The sequence below is a fragment of the Pleomorphochaeta naphthae genome (genome assembly GCF_055396005.1).
The window spans coordinates 2,039,797-2,062,749 of sequence record NZ_AP042457.1; the positions used below are offsets into that span (position 1 = coordinate 2,039,797).

The following is a 22,953-nucleotide window of genomic DNA, read 5'->3' on the forward strand; positions in this document are numbered from 1 at the left end:
TTTTTTATCAAAATAATCTGTTATTAGCATAATAAAATATGGAGTAATTTAATGACAAGCTTCACCCATGATACATATATATCACCTTTTACTTGGAGATATGGTAGCTCTCAAATGAGAGAAATCTATAGCGAAAAACATAAGAGAATTTTGCTTAGACGTATTTGGATTGCTCTCGCAACAGCTCAAATGGAAGCTGGATTAGTAAGCCAAAAACAAGTTGAAGAATTATTGGCTCACAAAACTGATATCGATGTTGATAGAGCAACTGAAATTGAAAATATAATCCATCATGATTTGATGGCTGAAATTAAAACTTACGCAGAGCAATGCCCTTCTGCAGCAGCTATTATTCATCTTGGTGCAACTAGCATGGATATTCTAGATAATATGGATGCTATTAGACTAAAGGAAGCTTTATCTTTAATAATTGATAAATCAAAAGAGTTATTAAAACTATTTATAGATAAAATGGAAGAATATAAAGATATGCCTTGTATGGCATTCACACATATTCAACCAGCTGAACCTACAACTGTTGGTTATAGAATAGCACAAAGTGCTCAAGATTTAATTGACGATATTAAGGATTTAGAAAGAGTTAGAGATAATATAAAAGGCAAAGGAATGAAAGGGGCAGTAGGAACTGCTGCAAGTTATAGTGAACTGTTAAAAAATACAAACATGAGTGCTAGTCAAATGGAAGATAAGGTAATGGCTAAACTTGATCTTAAAGCCTTTGATGCTGCAACTCAAGTTTATACTAGAAAACAAGACTTACGCGTTATAAATGCACTCTCTTCCCTAGCTTGTACTCTTTATAAATTCTTTATAGATTTCAGAATTTTACAATCTCCACCTATAGGAGAATGGTCAGAACCTTTTGGAAAAAATCAAGTAGGATCTTCAGCTATGCCGTTTAAAAGAAACCCAATAAATAGTGAAAAAATTGATAGTTTATGTAGATTTATAAGCTCTCAGTCTAACACTGTTTGGCAAAATAGTGCACAAACTCTTTTAGAGAGGACATTAGATGATAGTGCAAATAGAAGAGTTGTACTTCCCTCTACTTTTTTAGCTTCAGATGAAATTCTTCTAACTGCAATTAAGGTTGTTAAAAATATGAATATCCATAAAACAGCTATCGAAAGGAATATGAAAACTTACGGTATTTTTGCAGCAAGTGAAAGACTATTGATGGAACTAGGTAGAAATGGAGCAAATAGACAAGAAATGCATGAAGTAATTCGTGAACATAGTTTAAAAGCTTGGCAAGAAGTACAAGAAGGCAAAACTAACACATTAAAAGAAGCCTTAATTAATGATAAGGTCATCTTAAAATATGTTAGCAAAGAAAAGGCTGATGAATTATTAAATGCAGATGAATATATTGGAGATGCTCCATTTAGAACTGATTTAATTATAAAAGCAGCTAAAAAAATATTATAGAAAATTTAAAACATGAATTCCAGCTCTAAATAAGTAGTAGTATATTAGCATTCTTGGAAATCTAACTAAACTTGCTAACACAACTTTCTTAAAGTCTACTCTTAAAATACCAGCTGTCCAACATATTGTAGAATAAGGGATAGGAGTCAAAGCGGCCAAGACAACAGCCCAGGCTCCTTTCTTATGTATTAAGACTTTATGACTTCCCATAATCTTATTTGCTACATTATCAATCACTTTAATTAGAGAAACTAAATGCCCTAACCAATAGGCTGAAAGCCCAGCTAAAAAAGAGGCAGATCCCATAAAAAATGTTATTTGCCAAGGGCTCCAATCAGCTGAAACAAGTGGGAACATAACATCTGGAGTTAAAGGCACTATAAAAGTGTCACAAAGGTACACAAACAAGGCAACTCCATGATAGCCTAAATCATTATATAATTCTGTAGCTAAAGTATTTGCAGTTACATTTGTTCTAAAAATTTTATCATAAAGAATAAAAATGAGGAAAATAAAAATAAGCATAAAAAAAGTTCTAATAATTATTTTTTTCCAATCAAATTTCCCATTTTCTTTTAAAAAAGTATGTTTTTCGTTTTCTTTCTTATTCATTAAAATATCCTAAAAAAGCCTCTTTAAATCGTTCAATATCAGTTAATTCACCTTTTCCTTGAAAATAAGGGAATCTTCCCCCACCTTTTCCATTAATTAAAATCAATACTTTTTCTCTAATGTCTTTAAAATTATATGATTTAAAACTCTCCCCTAGATAGAGAAACCACTTTAATAAATTATTTTCCTTTTTATATAAGAATAAAACTTTATCAACATCTAAATCGATATCTTTAAACTCAAAATCTCTATCACTAATATCTTCAATTATTATGTTTTCATCCTTACTATTTAATAAGGCAGTTAGAATCAAATTAGCATTTTCTTTCTTTAAAGCTCTCATTTGTCGTTCAAGATTTAAATTTTTCTCAAAAAGAGCTTTATCACATGAGAGCAGATTATCAAAAGTAGCACTGTGAAGAGTACAAAGTTCTTTTAATAAAATATGAGATTTTCTAGAGTATAGAACTGCATCACGAGAGACTTTAAACAATAGTCTATAATGTTTTCTAATTTTCTCAACTCCATAAAACATTATTCTACCAATTTCTCTAGTATTTTTAACATGGAGCCCACCACAAGCTATTAAATCATTACCTTCTATTTTAACAATTCTAATTAAACCATCAACTTTAATACTTCTTCTAAGAGGAAGTTTTAATGCCTCATCTTTATTCATCTCTAAATAAGAGATATCTGAGCCTTCTAAAATTTTTTCATTTGCAATATCTTCAACTTTATAGCAATCGTCTTCACTAAAGGATGGATTATCTATTTCAATAGTTAAATAAGATGAACCTTGGTGTACAGATAAGGTTCCAACTTTAAAGTAGTTAAATAAAATGCCACTTATCAAATGCTGAGCAGCATGCATTTTCATATAATAATATCTATGATTCCAATCTAATTTTAATAAAATCTCATCTCCAACTTTTAAATTAGTTTCTTCATCTACTAAATGATAAATATCATTTCCATCTTTTTGAGTATCTAATACAGTAAAATTGTTTATATAACCTTTATCCCCTGGTTGCCCTCCACCTTCAGGATAGAAAATTGTTTTATCTAAATATATTTTATTACCATCTATTTTTGTAATTTTAGCCTTTAATTCTTTTTTATATGTATCTAAGTAATATTGTTTTAATTCTTCAGCCATTACATCTTCCTCTTCTTCCAAACAGAACCACTTTTAGGTAGCTCCATAGATAAATTTATTGCTACTACTCTTATTATAAATACAAACACAGCACTTATTAAAAACAAATAAGATCTAGAAAGAGTAGACTTTTCTAAAGTTAAATATAAAAAGCCCCCAAGTAAAGAGGCAGTTGCATAAAAATCACTAGTTAATATAGTAGGAATATTTTTACTCATAATATCTCTAATTACTCCCCCTCCTGTAGCCGTTACTACTCCACAAAGAACCTGTCCCATTGCTGAACACTCATAAAGAGCACCTTTAGCACAGCCTAAGGAAGTAAAAACACCAAGACCTATAGCATCAGCATATTTAATTATTTTTCTTTCAGAATGAATAAAAGAACCGATAAAAAAGACTATGATTCCAACAATAACACAAACAACTAAATAAATGTAATTTGTTAAAGCAGCAGCAGGAGTTGCACCGATTAAAGCATCTCTAATCATACCTCCACCACAACCAACTGTAGTGCTAAATACTATAACACCTAAGAAATCTAAATCCTTCTCCACACCTTTCAATGCCCCAGTGAGAGCAAAGATTATTGTTCCAAAAATGTCGAAACCATAAATCAAATCAACTGTATTTGTCATAAAAGCAATTTACCACATCTTTAAGGTACTTGTTAATTAGTTTATTTGTTATTATCTTATCTTTATAAAGAATTTTCTTTAAATAATTTAAATTGAGGTAAGGTTATGGCTAGAATAAAATCTGCTTGGGAAATAGCTTTAGAAAAAACTGAAAATCTTAATGTTGATATGGACAAAATAAACAAAGAGAAACAAGTTAAACTTGGAAGAAAAATCTGTGGTTTATATATAAATGATATCGATTATACTTTGGACAAGTTCAAAAAGGACTTTGAAAACTCTACTGATAAAAAAAGCACTATAGAGGGGATTATCAATATTTTAATGCTAAATCTTTCTCTTCCTAAAAATAATAATTTCGAAACAACTCTAGATAAAATAATAGATATTATTTCATTTTTAAAAGACGACAGTGATGAATTGGTAAATACTATTAATCAAGTTAAAGAATTCTTTAAACAATATTTAAACCATCAAGATGAACTTGTAAAACAGATGAAAGAACAATTTGAGCCTGTAATCAAACAAAAAGAAGCCCAATTACAACAACAATATGGAGAGGGTTTTACATATTCAGCTGAACAAGATAAAGAATTTATGCAGTTGCTTGATGAGAATTTGAAAAAATTAGATCAACAATATAATGAAACTTTAGATAACGTTAAAGCAAAAATCAAAGAAGAATTATTATAAAACAATTGGGGTGATTTTCATCCCAATTTACTTTATAAATATATTTCTACAGAAGATAAAGTAAACAACTATTGCAATTATAACACTTAAGAGAGTCCCAACTAAATAGTATTCAGCAAAATCTTTATCTTCTACTAATTTTTTCCATCTTGCTATAGATTTAGCTGTAAATATATATCCTATTACTACATATTGATTTACACAAAGCAACATAAGTATTAAAAGCCTTTCAAGATTTCCAATTAATTTACCAAATTTCACAGAGGAAATTTCTTCCTCTTTTCCTTTTTTTATAGAAGATGGTAAAATACTTTTAATTAAGATATTTGCTGGTTTAAAAATTACTAACAAGGCAGTAAAACAGTTAAGATAGAGAATAATATTTTCTATAGAAAACCTTTCATAGCACTCTACTAAATCACTATTTTTTATAACTAAAAATAAAGAAAATAACACTAAAAAGTGAAGAAGTTGATCTACTATAAATAAAGAATTACTCTCTTTGTTGTATCTCTTCATAAATAAAAATTTAATCGAATCTATAATAAAATGTGAGAGACCAACTATTGACATAGAGATAAGAAGAGATAGTGTTACTTTATAAAAAATAAAAAGAAAAAACATAGTAATAAAATAAAAAATACTATGATATACAACAAATAAATAATTTGAATTTTTCCTCTCTGCCATGCTTTGATTTTGAAAATAAAAATCACCACAAATGTGGAGTAAAATAAATATTACTAAAATATTATTCATCGCATCTCCTTAAGAATGTTTTCTAATATTTGGGATATGGAAATCTTTGATTTAACATAGTTATCATATCGTGAAGCTTTTAAACTCCTGCTTACTAAAGATTGATTAATTTTTAATAAAGAAGCAATTTCTGTTTGAGTAAGAGAAGGATTTGTTTCCTTATATTTTATAATATTTCGCTGTAACTGTGTCCAATTATTAAAATTATTACATACCCAATATAGATGAGAATTAAGTTCAAAATCCTTTATAGGATCTGCCGTATCTAAATATATATTTTGTATGTCATCACGACTATCTTTCATCATAGAAATAGAATTTCTTGCCCGATGATAAGCCGGACCATCTGCACCAATTGAAGCTAGTCTGTTTATATCTGTAAAAATTTTTCCAATCCCTATTCCAAATCTCATTAAAATAGGATCCATTACAAACTGTACCATCTCTATTATTTCAAATAAGACAGTCGCACTTTTTAATACCCCTTGAAATTCATCCCCTAAAGTTATTACAAAATTAGATTGGATTTCTTCTTTATATTTTTTATTTATTTTATCTAATTCTTCTTTTAATTTTCGCTGATAAAAGCCTCTATTAGAACTATTTAATTTTTTAGATTCTTTAATATCCCCAATAATTGCTATTAAACTAGAAGAATAATATTCATCATTCATTAATTATCACCTCTTTTTATGATTAAATTATATCATATATTTAGAATATGTCAAATTGACATCATATTTTTAATTTATGATTTAAAATTATCATAATATAAATTAATGCTTCTTTTTTAGCATAAAAAAATCCCGCTATTACACGGGAATATTAGTTAAAAAATTAAATTACAAAAAACACCAAAAAGGAGGCATAAAAAATCCAACAAAGAACACAACACCTAAGGCGAACAAGGAAATAGCAATAATTGCTAATACCCATCCTGCCATTGCTGCACTTGAATTATGTCTAATCTTAGTTCCTTTGACTAAAGCAATAATCCCTAGGATTAATCCGACAAAAGAAAAAATCCAAGAAAATACACTTACGATTGCAATAATACCTAAAATTAATACAACAGAAGAAGCATCATCACTTGTTGTTTTCTTTACACATTTATCTTCCTCATAAGGATGAGAATTATTATCATATTCACTCATAAACAATATCTCCTTGTCTCTAATATATTTAAATAATAATATCAAAAAGAGAAAAAAGAAATAGTGTATTATATAATTCATTAAAAATATAAAAAACTCTAAGAGATTTGTAGTCTCTTAGAGTTAGAAAATTATATTTAAAGATTATTTACTTCCAATATTTTTCCATTCTTTTTACGAGAGAAGCTCTATATGCATCCCAATCTTCAATTGGGTTTAGTGCAACACCTTCTTCACAAGCTGCTTTTGCTACAGCAACTGCTTCATACTCAATTACTCTTGGGTCAAATGGTTTAGGTACGATATAATCTCTACCAAAACTAAAACTTCTTCCATAAGCTTCTTCAACTTCTTTAACTATTGGTTCTTTAGCTAATTTAGCTAAAGCTTTCGCAGCAGCCATTTTCATTGATTCTGTAATTGTAGTAGCTCTAACATCTAAGGCACCTCTAAAGATAAAAGGGAATCCTAGTACATTATTGATTTGGTTTGGATAATCACTTCTACCTGTAGCCATTATAATATCACTACGTGTTTCTAGAGCCAAATGATAATCAATTTCTGGATTTGGATTACTCATTGCAAAAACAATAGGATCATTATTCATAGATTTCAACATTTCTGGAGTAACACAATCTGCAACTGATAAGCCCATTAATACATCTGCACCCTTTAGTGCATCAGATAGAGTTCTAGCATCAGTTTCTACTGCCATTTGTAACTTTTCTTTAGTCATTCTTTCTGTGCGACCTTTATAAATAACACCACGACTATCACACATTATTAAATTTTCAGGTTTTACTCCGGCAGCAACAAACATCTTAGCACATGAAACACCAGCAGCACCTGCACCATTTACAACAACTTTAATTTCGCTTAAATTTTTATTAACAATTTCTGTAGCATTCATTAAACCTGCTGTTGCAATAATAGCAGTACCATGTTGGTCATCATGGAATATTGGAATATTACATTGTTTAATTAATTCTTGTTCTATCTCGAAACATTCAGGACCTTTAATATCTTCGAGATTTACACCACCAAAAGTTGGAGATAATTTCTTAACAATTTCAATTAATTTTTTTGGATCTTTTTCATCAATTTCTATATCGAAAACATCGATATCAGCAAACCTTTTAAATAAAACCCCTTTTCCTTCCATTACAGGTTTACTAGCTAAAGCACCTCTATCTCCTAAACCTAAAATAGCTGTTCCATTAGAAATAACTGCAACCAAATTACCCTTAGCAGTATATTTATAAGCATCTTCAGGTGTTTCTTCAATTGCCAGTACAGGTTGAGCTACTCCAGGAGTATATGCTAAACCTAAATCATCTGCGGTTTTACAAGGTTTAGTTGGAACCACACTTACCTTTCCAGGTACTCCATCTTGACTATGATAAGCTAATGCTCTCTCTTTTAACGTTGCCATTTAATCTTTTCCTTTTTGTTTATTTTTCAAAATCCCATTTATAATCCATATTCCATCTGTCTCTTAACTCAATCATGACTTTTTGAAGAGATGGAGGAACAGGACAACCATGTTCTTTTCTATAATTATAAGCAATATATTCTTTTTCACCTGGTGTAAAGATTTGATCTTCACCTGGGGCTTTTTCACTATTTCTAAGTTGTCTACAAATTGTTCCAGCTATTCTCTTAAAGGTCTTAGCACCCATAAAATGTTCTGGATCTATTGCAATAAAGAAATGTCCTAGAGGATATGGTATTGGATTATGATCTTCATCAAAACCATTTAAAGCTTTCATGAAAGCACCTTCTTGTAAAGCTGCTGATAGAATTTCTACAACTGCTGCATAACCATAACCTTTATATCCACCTGTTATTTCTCCAATTCCTCCTAAAGGAGTTAAAGCTGCATTACCTGTGGTTAAATCTTTTAATACTTGTTGTGTATCAGTCCTAGTTTTACCATCACGGCCGATAACCCAACCTTCTGGTAATTCTTTTCCAGCTCTTCCATAAACTTCAATTTTACCACGTTGTGATACACTAGTTGCACAATCTAATACAAATGGGAATTCTTCATCAGTTGGTATACCAAAAGTTAAAGGGTTAGTTCCCATCATGTTTTCAACACCATGAGTTGGAGCAATTGATGGTCTTGCATTTGTACCTGTGATTCCAATCATATCAGCTTTTGTTGCCATAAGAGCATAATAACCGGCAATACCATAGTGTGTAGAATTTCTAACAGCTACCATACCAACACCGTATTTTTTAGCTTTCTCAATAGCCATTTCCATAGCTTTCTTAGAAACAACATGTCCTAAACCATTGTGACCATCGATAACTGCAGTAGCATCTTGATCTTTAACTATTTCAATTTCAGTTTTAGGATTCATAATTCCTTTATCAATTCGATCTATATAAATAGGTTTTAGACGACCAATTCCATGACTGTCTATGCCTCTTTTATCAGATTCAATTAATACTTCACCAATTGTTGTAGCATCTTCTTCAGGAATACCTGCATTAATTAGTGCTTCTTTCATGAATTTTTCTAAATCCTCAAATGGGATCCATGCACAATCTTTATAATTGTCTGCATAAGTTTCTTCGAATTTCATAGCTATCCTCCTACGATTTTGCTATTAATACTTGTATATGTTTACTTATCTCTGTGTTTTTTAATAAGTTTCCACCATTTTCATCTGTCACTAAAACATCAACTCTTTCGATTGGAGCTGTTTTAAAATTAGAAACAACTCCAATTTTATTCTCGGTTGCAACAACAATTTTTGACCCAACGCTATGCTCAATCATAGCCCTAGTTGTATCAGCTTCTTCTAATACTGGAGTCGTAAGACCTGCAATAGGAGAAAAACCATCAACACCAATTATTGCTTTATTTGCATAAATTTGATCAATCAAACTAAAAGCTAATCTTCCTGAAACAGAATGAGATTTTGCTCTGTAATAACCACCGACAAAAATGATTTTTACATTTCCATCACTTTTACATAGCCACATAGCATCTATATTATTTGTGACTATTGTTATATCAATATTTTTTTCTAAAATTGATTTAATTACTTCTAATGTAGTAGAACCGCTGTTTATATAAACTGTATCACCCTCTTCTAATAGCGAGGCAGCAAGTTTTCCAACAGCTTGTTTTTCTCTAGAACATTCACTAGCTTTCTGTAAGTAGTCAGGCTCAATGTTGAGATTTCTTCTTAAAGTAGCCCCTCCATGTGTTCTTTCTAAAACACCTTTTGAACAGAGACTATCTAAATCTCTTCTAATTGTTAACTCACTTACGTTTAGCTCGGGTGCAAGCTCACTAACACTTACACTCTTTTTTTTCATAGCTAATTCTTGTATATATCGTTGTCTTTCAACAGGTAACATTTTAAGTCCTTTGAACGTTTTTGTTCGTTTGATTACATAATACATTCAAAATAATTACATGTCAACAAAAAAAAGTTCAAAAATTATTTAATTTTTTATCAATAAAGTTCATAATCTTACTTAATTATAGTTTTTCAAAAATTTTATTTTATTTTAAATTTTCTAATAATTTGAATATTTTAGACTTTTTATATTTTTTTTATAATATATACTTGAATAACACCCATAAATTTGGTAATCTCACAATCGTTGATTTGGTGCCATACCCAAGCGGTAAGGGAACGGTCTGCAAAACCGTGATGCATCGGTTCGAATCCGATTGGCACCTCTTTTTTAACTCTATTCTATATACATAAAATATTTTTGTTTAAACTCCTTTTCGTAAGGAGTTTTTTTTATTATATATCACCACCTCTTTAATTTAAAATTAAAACTTTGTTAAATTTTTATTATTTTTTTTTACCTTCTATCCTTATAAAAAATCTTAGTAACCATAATTTTTTTAAATAAAAATAGATTTGTAACTTTTATCAATATTTATTATAACAACTTGATTTTATAATAACAGTTATTGTGATATAATTTTATAAATTAATACAAAAAAATAGGGAACCAACAAATGGATAAAAGCCAAATTCTATCAGATAAAGCCATTGACAAATGGATTGAAGAAATCAAAGAAGAATATTTAAAAAATACTATTGATTTAATTAATATTAAAAGTGTTTCTGTAAAAGAAAATAGTGATACTCCTTTTGGTGAAGGATGTAATAAAGCCTTAAATAAGGCTTTATCAATAATGGAGGATTTTGGTTTCAACACGAGAAATGAAAAATATTATGGTATTGCTTCTAAAGATGAAAATAGATCAAATAAAAAAGTAGGAATATTTTTACATTTAGATGTAGTGCCTGAGGGTAATGATTGGACATATCCCCCTTATGATGCCACAATTGTCAATAATTTTTTAATTGGCCGTGGTGTAGGAGATAATAAAGGACCTGCTGTAGCTGTTATGTACGCTCTAAAATATCTTGAAGATAATCATTTACTAAAAAATACTTTTTTTCAATACTTTGGCTTAGCTGAAGAAACAGGCATGGAAGATATTGATAAATTTTTGTCAGATAATGAAGAGCCAGATATTAGTATTGTACCAGATGTCACTTTTCCTGTAATTTATGGTGAAAAAGGTATAATTAGTGCCACTTATAAAAAGAAGGTTAACTTTACTAATATTACAAATTTATCAGTTGGAACGGCTTCTAATGTCGTTCCTCCTGTAGGTGAGTTAACTTTAAATAATAATAACACAGTTATAATTAAAGCTATTTTTAAAGATAACAAAAGAATAAGTGTTGAAAAAGCTTCAAAAGGTACAAAAATTATAGCAAAAGGTATTTCTAAACATGCCGCTTATCCTGATGGATCTTTAAATGCTGCTCAAGTATTAATGCAAGCTTTAATTGAAACTGATTTGATCTCAAATAAAGAAAAAGAAGAATTTTCTTTAATTTTAAGCATGATAGAAGATGTCCATGGTCAATCATTAGACGTTCCTTTTGAAGATGAAATATCCGGCAAAATTTCCCATAACCTAGGCCTAGTTAGATTAAATGATGGATATGTAAGCGTTAATTTTAACATCCGGTATCCAATAACATGTGATGGAAAAATAATTAAGTTAAAAATGGGGAATAAATTAAAGACTCTTGGATATGTAGAAGAGAAATTTGTAGATAATCCTCCAAGTCATATTAATAGAAATTCTGAATTAGTATTACATTTAACTGATATTTCAAATAAATATCTAAATCAAAATAGGATTCCTTATACTATAAGTGGAGGAACTTATGCAAGAAAATTAAAAAATGGTGTTGCTTATGGAATATTTGATGCAGATGTTCCAAGAATGTTTGATGATTCTTGGGGAGGGGCTCACCAACCTGATGAAAGCGTACATATTGATATGTTTTTAACTGGTATTAAAATCCTTATCAAAGCTTTCTATTACATAGACCAATATTTAAGTGAAGGAAAAAAACTATAAAAAATTAGGTACCAATTGGTACCTAACTTTTTAATTAACTTATCAAGTATTTTAAATTAAATCATTTAAAATACTTGCTATCATTGTTCTAGGAAGTAAAACAGGGATATCCATTATTTTTTGAATATCATCTTTCATTTTTTTACTATACCCAATACAGTCTAAACAAATTAATAATACTTCTTCGTTTGAAAAAGCTTCACTAACGATATTTTTTACGTCTTCAGCTTGCTCATAAGGAGAAGCATTTACAACTTTAACACTTACCGAGCTTTCACCCCAAAATTTGTATGCTTGTTCAACTTGGTTTATATTAGGTACACAGACTCCAATAGTTTGACCATCACTCAATTTTTCTACAATTCCATGTATTATTTCCTGTGGTTCAATAAATAACTTGGAATGTTTAAATTTAGGGAAAACACCTGTACAAGCTAGAATTGTAGCATCACAAGTTTTCTCTGCTTCTAAAATACACTTTTGTATTTTAGGGATAATAAACGAATCAGTAAACTTAACCTGTCTTCCGTCTCTCATCCTTGAAACTAATATTTCATCATTTTGTGAAACTTTGAAATTTTTTTCTATTTCATCAAAAGAATAATTATCTAGTGCTCCATACTCTACCAATTTAACATCTTTGCTGAAAACTTGCTCTAGATCTGGAGTCAAATCTACTCTTGGTGTTTGACCAATTGAGATAATAGCTACACTTTTCATAATAAATCCTTGTTATTTTGTTTGGAATTTATTTAACTTTCCATATAACTTTATAAGAATTTCAAATTCTTCTTCACTATAGAAAGAGACTTTACCTTCACCTAAATCTTTAGCAACTTCAACAGCAAATCTTGCAGCACTTTCAATATCTTCAAAATGTGAAGCCCCAGTAGCACACCCTGCAACTGGCTGTTCTGTAGTTATTGCAACACCTACAACAGGAGCGTTTGTTTTACAAGCTGGTTGTAATATACTGTTTAAGTGATGTAATCCATTTCCATAAGGTGTAATATCTTGTTGAGCAACAGGGAAGATATTTGGTAATTTACCAGTTACCCTAGTTACAATATCCATTAATGAATTACTTACCTCAAGGATATATCCTTCTTTAATTGTTGGGGAGATAGCAAAACCATTTGTATTTATAACACGATTTCCTTTAGTCGTATCAATTGACAAAATACAATCCATCTCTGGGAGAACTTCTTTCTCATTATTTGTTTCCATATCAATTGGAGAATCCATAAATGGGACAGGAAAATGATCTTGAGTTGGTGCTGTTGGAGTGATATGAGTTGCAATTATTATATCACCTTTTAATACATCACCTTTTTTATTCATTTCAGCTATTTTTAACCCAGCTGAAAGAGCGGCTAAAGCACCATCACCATCAGAAACAAAACCTGTAACTTCAGGTCTAGCACCAATTCCACCTAGTCTACCAATAATACCAAGAGTGGGAACACTTCCACCTTTGGATTTACCATTTGATCCTTCAATTAAGATTGTAATACAATCAGTACTTCCTTTATCGCCAACAACAGTTTCTACAGAAACTTTGCTTGCCCCTCTTTCTTTTAATAATTCTACAATTTCATAACCATTAGCTTTAGGTGTATCTAATAAATCATAAAGATCTAAGACTTGACGTAATAACATATTATATTTCCTTCACTATTTTATATTAAATAAATCACATAGAGTCATTAAATAAATTTTCGCACTATTTAATACATCCTCAATATCAACATTTTCATTGCACGAATGTATGCCTTCTGTGTTTGATGGACCATACTGAATTGTTTGAACATTTAATAGTCTATATTCTCTTGCATCACTACTTGCCCACTGCCAAGCTGGTATAACATCAATTTTCCATACATCTTCTGCATTTTTCTTAAGCGCTTCAACTATTGGAGCTTCTTCTACTGTGTAGTTAGGAACATGAACCCATTGATACTCACAGGAGATTCCTGTTTGATTAGAATCTTTTATTATTTTCTCCACTACTTCCACAATTTCAGATTTATCAACTCCAATTGGAAGTCTACAATCTACTACTGCTTCAGCATAGTCAGCTACCATATTAGGTCTAGACCCGCCACTGATTAAACCAACATTAGCTGTAACGTGATCTATAATATCACCTATTCCCTCTTGCTCTAAAGCAAAATCAGCAACTTCTTTTGAGCATTTTAGAGAATGTAAGAGTGAATCAGGATAATGACCTTTAACTTTATTTAATTCCTTCAAACCATCTAAAACTTTTAATAGTTTTAAAATAGCATTATCACCCTTAAATCCACCAAGAGAACCATGAGCTGAAACACCTTTAGATTTTATTATTAAATGAAGTCCACCTTTCTGTCCAATTTCTATTGTTGACTTAGATGTAGGTTCGCAAACTATACAAGCATCTGCTCCATCAGCATATCCTGAATCACAAAGCCATTTAGTACCATACTCGCCACCACTTTCTTCATCAGAGACGACATGAAGCCTTAAACAACCTTCTAAATCAGCATTTGTTTCTTTCAATATTCTCATTGCAAACAATGCTCCAGCAAGCCCTGCTTTCATATCAGAGGTCCCACGGCCTAATATTAATTTATCAGTTACTGTTCCACAAAAGGGATCCCATTTCCATTGAGATAAATCTCCGGCAGGAACTACATCAATATGGCCATTTAGTATGATATTAGTTCCTTTAGCTCTATCTCCAATCTCTGCGATTATACAAGGAAATTCAGGATTTATTTGAACTTGCTCATGTTTAACACTGTATTTGTTTAAATAATCTTTTACAAAATTAATTGCAACTTGTTGATTCCCCCCTGGATTCTCATTTGGAATTTGAATCAATTGAGATACAAGTTCAATTAGTTCATCACTTTTTTTCTCGGCATAAGACAAAATCTCATTACGTGTTACATTACTCATAACTACCTTCTTTTTTACTATTCAATTTAATATAAAAAACAAGCAACACTATGTTTATTTTCTATAGTTTTTAATTTAGGAATCTCTTTATGACAAATATCTTTGGCAAAAGGACATCTATTTGCTAAAGGACACCCTACTAAATCACCAATTGGACTTGGAATTTCTCCCTTAAGTTTAATCCTCTCTACTTTATCAAATGGAGATTCTGGTGGAATTGCAGATATTAAAGCTTTAGTATAAGGATGAAGAGGATTGTTATAAACATCGGTTGCATCGCTTATTTCTACAATTCTCCCCAAATACATGATTGCAATTCTATCACTTACATGTTTAACAACACCTAAATCATGAGAAATAAATAAATAGGTTATATCCCTATCTTTTTGCAATTTATTAAATAAATTTAAAATTTGGGCTTGGATTGAAACATCGAGTGCAGAAACTGGCTCATCGCAAATTACAAAAGTTGGATCTAAAGAAAGTACTCTAGCTATATTAATCCTTTGTCTCTGTCCACCGGAAAATTCATGAGGATACCTATTAACATGTTGAGTATCAAGACCAACACTTTGCATTAAGCTTAAAACTTTTGCATCATATTCTTCTTTAGATTTAACCAACTTATGAATTTTTAAAGGCTCTCCTATTAAATATCCAGCAGTCTTCCTTGGATTTAGAGATGAATAAGGGTCTTGAAAAACCATCTGTATTTGCTTCTTAACACTTTTTAACTCTTTCTTCTTTAAGGTTAATAAATTTGTATCATTGAAGATAATATCACCAGAAGTACAATCAGTTAATTGAGCAATTACTCTACCTAAAGTAGATTTACCACAACCTGATTCTCCAACAACACCTAAGGTTTCACCTCTATAAATATCAAGGGAAACATCACTTAAAGCATGTAACACTTGATTTTTTTCTTTTAAAGTGTTGCTTTTAATAACATAATCTTTATGTACATGCTTGATTTGCATAATTATATTTTTATCATCCATATGTTATTTTTCCCTTATAATTCTTTTTGACTTTGTTTGTCTATGACATGCTACAAAATGGTTTTCTTCTATTTCTATAAACTCTGGGGCTTCTTGAAAGCATTTTTCTTGTGCGTACTCACAACGATTACAGAAATTACAGAAGTTGCCTGTTAATCGTAAATCTGGAGGAGTTCCATTTATCGTTATGAAATCTGACTTTGCTTCATCAGTTGCTTTAGGCATAGAGTTTAACAGTCCCCAAGTATATGGATGAATAGGATTATTATATAATGTTTTAACAGTAGAATATTCAACAATTTTGCCAGCATACATTACAATTACAGTATCACACATATCCCAAATTACTCCTAAATCATGAGTAATTAATAAAATTGCAGTATTATAATCTTTCTGTAAATCTTTAAGAAGGTCTAACACCTGTGCTTGAACTGTAACATCTAAAGCTGTTGTCGGTTCATCAGCTATAATTAATTTAGGAGAGCCCATTATTGCCATTGCAATAATAACACGTTGACACATTCCTCCAGATAATTCATATGGATAAGATTTCATTCTCTTTTCTGGATCAGGAATTCCAACTTTTCTAAAAGCTTCAACAGCTTTTTTATAAGCCTCTTCCTTACTAATTTTTTCATGTGTTAAAATTAACTCAATTAACTGTTGGCCAACTGTAAAAACTGGATCTAAACTTGTCATTGGATCTTGGAATATTAAGGATAGATCTTTACCTCTAAGTTTATTAATCTGGTTTTGTTTTAGTTCAAGCATGTTTTTATTATCAAAAATAACCGGTCCACCACTGGACTTACAAATTTTAGATGGTAATAACTGTATTATAGATTTTGCTGTAATACTTTTACCAGAGCCAGATTCACCTACAATTCCAAGTGTTTGGCCAGCATCTAGATTAAATGAAACACCATCAACTGCTTTAACAACTCCGCTTGATGTATAAAAATATGTTTTTAAATCATTTACCGATAATAAATGGTCACTCATTATTTTCTCCTATTTCTTTAGTTTTGGATCTAATACATCCCTTAATCCATCGCCAAATAGATTAAACCCTAATACAGTTAACAGGATAAATAAACCAGATATTGAAGCAATATAAGAAGCTGTATAAAGACTATCTCTACCATCTCTTAATATACTTCCCCAAGATGCTGTTGGTGCGGCTATACCTACTCCTAAAAAGCTTAATGCAGCTTCAGAAATAATTGCTCCTGCTATAGCTAATGTTGCATAAACAATTATTGGAGAGATTGCATTGGGTAAAATATGAGAAAATAATAATCTAAAATTCGATGCACCTAGAACCTTTTCTACATTACAAAATTCTTCATTTTTAACAATAATTACCTCACCTCTTACTACTCTAGCAAAGTTTGGCATATTTGCTATTCCAATAGCTAATATTACATTTACAACTCCTGTCCCCATGACAGTCATTAATATGATAGAAAGTAATATGAAAGGAAAAGATAAAAAGCCATCCATAATTCTCATTATAATTGCATCAACTATTCCACCGAAAAAACCTGAAATAAGGCCTAGCAATATTCCTATAACACCAGCAACAGCTGTACTACAGATTGCAACTAGTAATGAAATTCTAGCACCATATAATATTCTACTAAATAAATCCCTTCCAAAAGCATCAGTACCAAAAATATGGCCTGGAGAAAAAGGCTTGAGATATGAATCTAAAGGGTGTATTTCATTTGGGCTATAAGGAGCAAGCAAAGGGGCAAAAATAGCTATAATCAACATCGAAGCTACAATAACCGCACCAATTACTGCAGTTTTATTTCTTAATAATTTATTTAAAGGGCTATTGGCTTTTCTCTCTTTTTCCATCAAACTCATTTGTTGATCTATACTTAATACATCATTTTTTAATTTTTCTATAGCCATATTATTTACCTTTACTCATTTCAAAATTAACTTTTGGATTTATTATCATATAAACAATATCCACTAAGATATTTATTACTATAAATATTATTGCAATAAATAAAACAGTACCCTGAATTAAAGTGTAATCACGATTATCAATAGCTGAAATAATCATAGTTCCCATTCCTGGCCAAGAGAAAATACTTTCTGTTAAAATAGCTCCTGTAAAAGCTGTCGCAATTTGCAGACCTAAAACAGTTACAATTGGAGGTAAAGCATTTTTTAGTGCGTGTTTCCATATTACTTTTTTCTCACTTATACCACGTGCCCTTAAGGCATTAATCGAATCATTATGAATAATTTCAAGCATACTCGATCTACTAATTCTTGCAAAAGTTGCAAGCGGAATAGTAATTAAACACAAACAAGGGAGAACCATATGACTAATAACATCTTTTAATCCAACTTCCATCGAGCCCATTCCAAGTGCTGGAAACCATCCTAACTGGACAGCAAAAGTATTAACCAACATCAAGCCTAGCCAAAATATCGGCATTGAAACACCTATTAAAGCTAAAACCATAAAAACGTAATCTACAATCGAATATTGTCTTAATGCTGAAATAACACCTATAAAAACACCAAGAAATACAGCTATAATCAAACTAGTAATAGTAATTAATAACGTGTTTGGTATACGCTCTGCAATCAAAGATGTAACTGACTGATTATACATATATGATGTTCCAAAATCGCCTTTAAAGACATCTTCCATGTAATGAATATATTGGACTGAAATAGGATCATTTAATCCCATTTTTTCTTCCATCCGCGCAATATCTTGTGGGGATGCTTGTGGGCCTAATACAGTTCTTGCTGGATTTCCTGGTATCATCCGAGTTAACACAAATGTAATAGAAATTACTATTATAAGGGTTGGAATACTCTGTAATATTCTTTTCAAAATTAATTTTAACAATTTCTTTTACCTTACAAAAGCTTGTAAAAAGACTTATATATCTTTTTACAAGCATCTTTTATTTATTTATCTTCTTCTTATTTAGAAACCCAAACATTATTTTCGGGAGTAATAATACGAATTGTTCCATCAGCTCTTTGAATAAAATCATGTACTTTATTATTTACACCATACACGACTTTTTCATTTGAGTAATATAAACCAGGAACATGGCTTACGATTTTTGCTAATGCTTCTTTATAAAAAGCTGCTCTTTGTTCAACATCTGATACTTCAAGAGCTTTTTGTAAGAGGTCATCAACTTCAGGATCTGAGAAACCTTGGCCGTTTCCAATACCACCAATTTCTTCTGTTGAGAACATTTTATTTAAGAAGAAATATGGATCTGGATACCATGTCCAAGACATTCCATACATATTAGCATTTCCGCTCATAGCTATGTCACTGAAAGTTCCCCATTCAGCAGCATGAATATTTACAGTAATTCCGACTTGAGCTAAGTAAGCTTGTACTAAAACTGACATTGCACGTCTTGCAGGAGTGTTACCAATATATAAATCAAGTGTTAAACCATCAGCATAACCTGCTTCTGCTAATAATTGTTTAGCATGCTCTACATTATATGAAGGAATTTCACTTTCTAATGAAGCATCATATCCCCAAGATCCTGGAGGAAGTGGTAAATAAGCTCTTGAAGCTTCTCCATATTTGTAAATAGATTGAGTCATTTCATCAACATTGATAGCTTCAATAATAGCTTGTCTAACTCTAATATCTGCAGTTGGGCCATTTACTTGGTTAAAGTAAATATAAGCGACATGTAAGCCATTGATAGCTAATAAGGTCAAATCATCATTATCCTTTACTTTTTGAACAGATTCACCTGTTAAACCTGTAGCAATATCAAGATCGCCAGTTTGAAGTGCATTAACAGCTTGTATTGGATCAATAATTACTTTAAAGACTAATTCATCAATATTAGGTTCACCTAAGAAATAATTAGGATTTTTAACAAGAACTGTTTCTTGGTCTAGTTTAAAGGATTTTAAGATAAAAGGACCTGTTCCAACTAAGTGTTTACCAAAATCATCTCCCCAACCTTCAACTTCTTCTTTTGGCACTACTACATTACCAGAATCAGTTAAAGCTGTTAAGAAAGAGGCATTTGAACTTTTTAGTGTACAAGTTACTTCGTTTTCTCCAGTAACTTCAGCATAATCTAACATTGAAAGACGGTTACTATCAGAATATTTAGCAGAACGGTTTAAAGAATAAGCAATATCTTCTGCTGTCATTTCTCTTCCATCTTGATATGTTCCAGGTTGGAAATAAATTCCTTCACGAACTTTGAATACATATTGTTTACCATCTTCAGATACTGTCCAACTTTCTACTAAGGATGGAACATAAGCACTTAGGGTACTATTGTAATCAATAATTGTATTACATACTTCACCAATAATTTGACTTTCATAAGTTCCACTGTAGTGAATAGGATCCAACTTACTAGGGGATGCAGAAAGGGATATTGTTAAAGTTCCACCTTTTTGAACCTCCATATTTGAATCATCCACATTTGTAGCCGGAGATGAAACAAGTTCTTCAGGCATCTCACTCACTTGTGCCTCTTTTGAACCACCGGCAAAAATTGCTAAAGGTATAGCAAAACAAACTAAAAAAATAGATACTAATTTTTTCATAACTTCTCTCCATTTGTGATAATTTATGCATTTTTATGCATATTTATTCATAAAATTTACAATAGACTATTTTTAAAAACTTATTTTGTAAAGAACAAATTGAAAAAAAACACAAAAAAGTTTGAAATGTTTCAAATATATAACAAATATATCATAGATTTTTAAAAATCGATATAGTCCTATATCTTGTTTTTTTAACATAATTTTGTTGCATAAAAAAAAAGAAAGGAAATTCCTTTCTTTAACTAAAAACATGAAAAGTTAAATAAATAAAAATACAAAAAAAGACAACTATTCTTTAATAAAATTTAAGAAATCTTGATATTTTATTATATCGATAATATCTCCCTTATCTTTCTTCATCATAGCTTTATTTATTTTTGCATATCCAACATTAGTCTCACCGACTATTAAAAATCTTGTTTTAACTAAAATTGAATCTCCAACTAATCCACCATGATTAACAATTAATTGCCAAAAATCTACTCTACTCATATTAGGAATCTCGCCTGTTACAACACAATGACAATTTGATAACTTATTGCTTAATTTATTAGTAACTTTGATCTGTGATGGTCTGCAACTTCCCTTAACACTACCTATATTTTTAATATTTAAAGAATATGGTTTTTTAATTTTTTTTAGGCATTGATATAACATCTCAACATCATCTAAAGCTCTGTGAGTTTGATCTATTTCAATATTAAAATATTTTCTTATGTAATCAAGTTTATATCTAGGTAAATTTAAAGTTTCTCTAAATATAGTTAAAGAATCTATGTAATTATTTTTTAGGCCAAAAGTTAACCTTCTATTTAACACATCTACATCAAAGCCAGCATTATGTGCAACTAAGACATCATCTTTTATAAAATCATAAATTTTATGGCTAACTTGATCAATTGGAGGACAGTTTTTTACCATTTCATTTGTAATACCATGGATTTTTATAACATCATCACTCATCTTCATCCTTGGATTAACTAAGATTTGGAAAGAATCAACAGCTTTACCATCTCTAAATTTCATTCCAGCAAATTCAACTAATCGTGAATAACACCCAAGACCTGTAGTTTCAGTATCTATAATAGTAAAATCTTTTAGTTGTTTAAAAAGCATCAAATCTCCCCCAATCACAAATTAGAAATATTATATCATCTAAACTTAGATATTAAAATAAAAAAACTCTCTCAAATTCAGAGAGAGCTTAACAGAAAAAAAGTAAAAAATCTAATCAAAAGCAATTAATTTATTACCAAATTTTTTAATAATTTCAAACTTAGGATCTGAAGGAATTACTATAGAACTTTTCGTCCTTTTTAATACTATATTATGATTAAAAGATTCAAAGGAAGAAAAATTGTTTCCCATTCTTGCATTATCATATGTAGTTAAACATCTAGCATATAAAACTCTTTTTATCTCTCCAGGTTTAAATATTACACCTTCGCCATTTCCAAAATAAGAAGTACTAGCACCTAAATGAATTGAAAATTCATTACTAGGACCTCCTTCATACAAAGACCAAGGTGGTTGATTTCTTCCCCCGTAATCTAAAACCATTGTGGAATAATTTAAATTTATATCCATATCTTCCATAAGTTTTTTGCTAGGAGAAAATGAAAGATAAACTAGTTGATGATGGGGATTTATTACGCTCGCCCAAATATGAGAGAGATTTTCACTCTCATTTTCTGCATAAAGAACATCTGTAGTACCTAAAATTCCTATTACATTTTTTATATCACAAGTTCCTCCGCTTTTTTGAGGAGCTTTTTCTAAACTAAAAGGTTTATCTGTATCTGCAATTCTATCAATAATTCTATTACATTGAGCATCTTTTAACTTATTCCAAAGTTTAGCACTAGTATTTAATAAACAACCTGATTCTAAAAATGGAGCACCCAATGTATTATCAAAACCTACATTTAGATTTATATCTTCCTCTGATGTGTTTTTAATATATAAAGCAGAATAAATAACAGGTTGGTTCGGTAAAACAACATCAAGTCTTTTTGCCGCCCATTTATTGTTTTTCAATAATGAAACATTTTTGGACAAAACCCAAACGCCTCCGGTTGTTTCATCACTGCCGTATCGCTGAACAAGCCATTTGACTCTGTCTTTTTCAAAGATTGCATCTAGATAAGCATCAGTTTCATTTTTGCTTAAATGTTCACTTTGGCTTAACAACTCATCATAGTTATTAATATTTCCTAATACTGAAGATATATCATCATCTTTGGAAGTTTCTTTCTTGGCATTTTCTACTAATTTAACTTGATAGCCGTAGAGTTTTTCCATAAGAGGATCCGAATTTGTATGTTTAATATTTTGATCTACTGTATCTTTAGAAAATGGGAATCTATGTAATTTATTCGAATTTACCCATCCACCATGAATATTCATGGCACTAAATTCTATAAGCCTACCATTATAATCTTGAACAACAGCTCTAATTAAATCGTTGCTTAATACAGTTGCATTCTCTTCTTCTTTAATTCTAACTCTTCTTATGTCCATTATACCTTTTTCCTCATTA

Annotated in this window: 22 protein-coding genes and 1 tRNA gene; 4 read left to right on the forward strand and 19 right to left on the reverse strand. The window is 30.4% G+C overall.

Annotated elements, in window-relative coordinates:
* The first annotated feature begins 51 nt into the window (after window positions 1–51).
* On the forward strand, window positions 52–1,449 hold the full coding sequence (purB, locus tag ACZ5SO_RS09305; protein WP_464624167.1) for an adenylosuccinate lyase: 1,398 nt from the start codon (window positions 52–54) through the stop codon (window positions 1,447–1,449).
* Here the strand turns inward: purB and ACZ5SO_RS09310 are convergent.
* From ACZ5SO_RS09310 to ACZ5SO_RS09320, 3 genes are read right to left on the reverse strand one after another with little or no spacing between them, the layout of a single operon-like run.
* Window positions 1,444–2,061: a YqaA family protein gene (locus ACZ5SO_RS09310; protein WP_464624168.1), complete on the reverse strand. Its 618-nt coding sequence runs from the start codon at window positions 2,059–2,061 to the stop codon at window positions 1,444–1,446. The two genes, purB and ACZ5SO_RS09310, sit on opposite strands and share 6 nt — an antisense overlap.
* Window positions 2,054–3,241: an alanyl-tRNA editing protein gene (locus ACZ5SO_RS09315; RefSeq protein WP_464624169.1), complete on the reverse strand. Its 1,188-nt coding sequence runs from the start codon at window positions 3,239–3,241 to the stop codon at window positions 2,054–2,056. Before ACZ5SO_RS09315 ends, ACZ5SO_RS09310 begins: the two co-directional genes overlap by 8 nt.
* A complete protein-coding gene (locus ACZ5SO_RS09320; RefSeq protein WP_464624170.1) occupies window positions 3,220–3,858 on the reverse strand; it encodes a trimeric intracellular cation channel family protein in 639 nt (212 codons plus the stop codon). The genes ACZ5SO_RS09315 and ACZ5SO_RS09320 overlap by 22 nt, the downstream gene beginning before the upstream one ends.
* A 105-nt stretch (window positions 3,859–3,963) precedes the next feature.
* Here ACZ5SO_RS09320 and ACZ5SO_RS09325 point away from each other — a divergent pair, with 105 nt between their 5' ends.
* Entirely contained in the window at window positions 3,964–4,551 is a 588-nt protein-coding gene (locus tag ACZ5SO_RS09325) for a DUF6657 family protein (protein WP_464624171.1), read from the forward strand.
* Between the two features lie 27 nt (window positions 4,552–4,578).
* On the opposite strand, the gene ACZ5SO_RS09330 is transcribed toward ACZ5SO_RS09325, so the two are convergent.
* The 6 genes from ACZ5SO_RS09330 to ACZ5SO_RS09355 form a co-directional block, all read right to left on the reverse strand.
* Complete coding sequence (locus ACZ5SO_RS09330; protein WP_464624172.1) at window positions 4,579–5,310, reverse strand: DUF3307 domain-containing protein; 732 nt, start codon at window positions 5,308–5,310, stop codon at window positions 4,579–4,581.
* The gene (locus tag ACZ5SO_RS09335; RefSeq protein WP_464624173.1) at window positions 5,307–5,984 is read right to left on the reverse strand and encodes a SatD family protein; all 678 of its coding nucleotides are present in this window, start codon (window positions 5,982–5,984) and stop codon (window positions 5,307–5,309) included. Before ACZ5SO_RS09335 ends, ACZ5SO_RS09330 begins: the two co-directional genes overlap by 4 nt.
* Window positions 5,985–6,152: 168 nt before the next feature.
* The gene (locus ACZ5SO_RS09340; RefSeq protein ID WP_464624174.1) at window positions 6,153–6,464 is read right to left on the reverse strand and encodes a hypothetical protein; all 312 of its coding nucleotides are present in this window, start codon (window positions 6,462–6,464) and stop codon (window positions 6,153–6,155) included.
* A gap of 148 nt (window positions 6,465–6,612) precedes the next feature.
* Complete coding sequence (locus ACZ5SO_RS09345) at window positions 6,613–7,896, reverse strand: malic enzyme-like NAD(P)-binding protein (RefSeq protein WP_464624175.1); 1,284 nt, start codon at window positions 7,894–7,896, stop codon at window positions 6,613–6,615.
* 19 nt (window positions 7,897–7,915) lie between these two features.
* The gene (locus tag ACZ5SO_RS09350; RefSeq protein WP_464624176.1) at window positions 7,916–9,055 is read right to left on the reverse strand and encodes an Ldh family oxidoreductase; all 1,140 of its coding nucleotides are present in this window, start codon (window positions 9,053–9,055) and stop codon (window positions 7,916–7,918) included.
* A 10-nt stretch (window positions 9,056–9,065) separates the two neighbouring features.
* Window positions 9,066–9,839, reverse strand: a complete 774-nt coding sequence (locus tag ACZ5SO_RS09355; protein ID WP_464624177.1) for a DeoR/GlpR family DNA-binding transcription regulator — start codon at window positions 9,837–9,839, stop codon at window positions 9,066–9,068.
* Between the two features lie 256 nt (window positions 9,840–10,095).
* On the opposite strand from ACZ5SO_RS09355, the gene ACZ5SO_RS09360 reads away from it, so the two are divergent.
* Together ACZ5SO_RS09360 and ACZ5SO_RS09365 are read left to right on the forward strand one after the other, a co-directional pair.
* Window positions 10,096–10,167 (forward strand) — tRNA-Cys (locus tag ACZ5SO_RS09360).
* Window positions 10,168–10,458: 291 nt separating this feature from the next.
* Window positions 10,459–11,889 carry a Sapep family Mn(2+)-dependent dipeptidase gene (locus tag ACZ5SO_RS09365; RefSeq protein ID WP_464624178.1) on the forward strand — a complete coding sequence of 477 codons (1,431 nt, stop codon included), beginning with the start codon at window positions 10,459–10,461 and terminating at the stop codon, window positions 11,887–11,889.
* 51 nt (window positions 11,890–11,940) lie between these two features.
* Here ACZ5SO_RS09365 and ACZ5SO_RS09370 read toward each other — a convergent pair whose 3' ends face one another.
* From ACZ5SO_RS09370 to ACZ5SO_RS09415, 10 genes are all read right to left on the reverse strand, one after another.
* The gene (locus ACZ5SO_RS09370; RefSeq protein WP_464624179.1) at window positions 11,941–12,609 is read right to left on the reverse strand and encodes an AroM family protein; all 669 of its coding nucleotides are present in this window, start codon (window positions 12,607–12,609) and stop codon (window positions 11,941–11,943) included.
* Between the two features lie 12 nt (window positions 12,610–12,621).
* On the reverse strand, window positions 12,622–13,548 hold the full coding sequence (locus tag ACZ5SO_RS09375) for a DUF1177 domain-containing protein (RefSeq protein ID WP_464624181.1): 927 nt from the start codon (window positions 13,546–13,548) through the stop codon (window positions 12,622–12,624).
* Window positions 13,549–13,563: 15 nt separating this feature from the next.
* On the reverse strand, window positions 13,564–14,829 hold the full coding sequence (locus ACZ5SO_RS09380) for a M20 family metallopeptidase (RefSeq protein WP_464624182.1): 1,266 nt from the start codon (window positions 14,827–14,829) through the stop codon (window positions 13,564–13,566).
* Between the two features lie 26 nt (window positions 14,830–14,855).
* Entirely contained in the window at window positions 14,856–15,830 is a 975-nt protein-coding gene (locus ACZ5SO_RS09385; protein WP_464624184.1) for an ABC transporter ATP-binding protein, read from the reverse strand.
* Window positions 15,831–15,833: 3 nt separating this feature from the next.
* A complete protein-coding gene (locus ACZ5SO_RS09390; RefSeq protein ID WP_464624185.1) occupies window positions 15,834–16,832 on the reverse strand; it encodes an ABC transporter ATP-binding protein in 999 nt (332 codons plus the stop codon).
* 9 nt (window positions 16,833–16,841) lie between these two features.
* Window positions 16,842–17,750 carry an ABC transporter permease gene (locus tag ACZ5SO_RS09395; protein ID WP_464624187.1) on the reverse strand — a complete coding sequence of 303 codons (909 nt, stop codon included), beginning with the start codon at window positions 17,748–17,750 and terminating at the stop codon, window positions 16,842–16,844.
* Between the two features lies 1 nt (window position 17,751).
* Window positions 17,752–18,696 carry an ABC transporter permease gene (locus tag ACZ5SO_RS09400; RefSeq protein ID WP_464624188.1) on the reverse strand — a complete coding sequence of 315 codons (945 nt, stop codon included), beginning with the start codon at window positions 18,694–18,696 and terminating at the stop codon, window positions 17,752–17,754.
* Between the two features lie 92 nt (window positions 18,697–18,788).
* Window positions 18,789–20,411 carry an ABC transporter substrate-binding protein gene (locus ACZ5SO_RS09405; protein WP_464624190.1) on the reverse strand — a complete coding sequence of 541 codons (1,623 nt, stop codon included), beginning with the start codon at window positions 20,409–20,411 and terminating at the stop codon, window positions 18,789–18,791.
* A 291-nt stretch (window positions 20,412–20,702) separates the two neighbouring features.
* The gene (locus ACZ5SO_RS09410) at window positions 20,703–21,530 is read right to left on the reverse strand and encodes an exonuclease domain-containing protein (RefSeq protein WP_464624192.1); all 828 of its coding nucleotides are present in this window, start codon (window positions 21,528–21,530) and stop codon (window positions 20,703–20,705) included.
* 111 nt (window positions 21,531–21,641) lie between these two features.
* Complete coding sequence (locus ACZ5SO_RS09415) at window positions 21,642–22,934, reverse strand: hypothetical protein (RefSeq protein WP_464624193.1); 1,293 nt, start codon at window positions 22,932–22,934, stop codon at window positions 21,642–21,644.
* Between the last annotated feature and the right edge of the window lie 19 nt (window positions 22,935–22,953).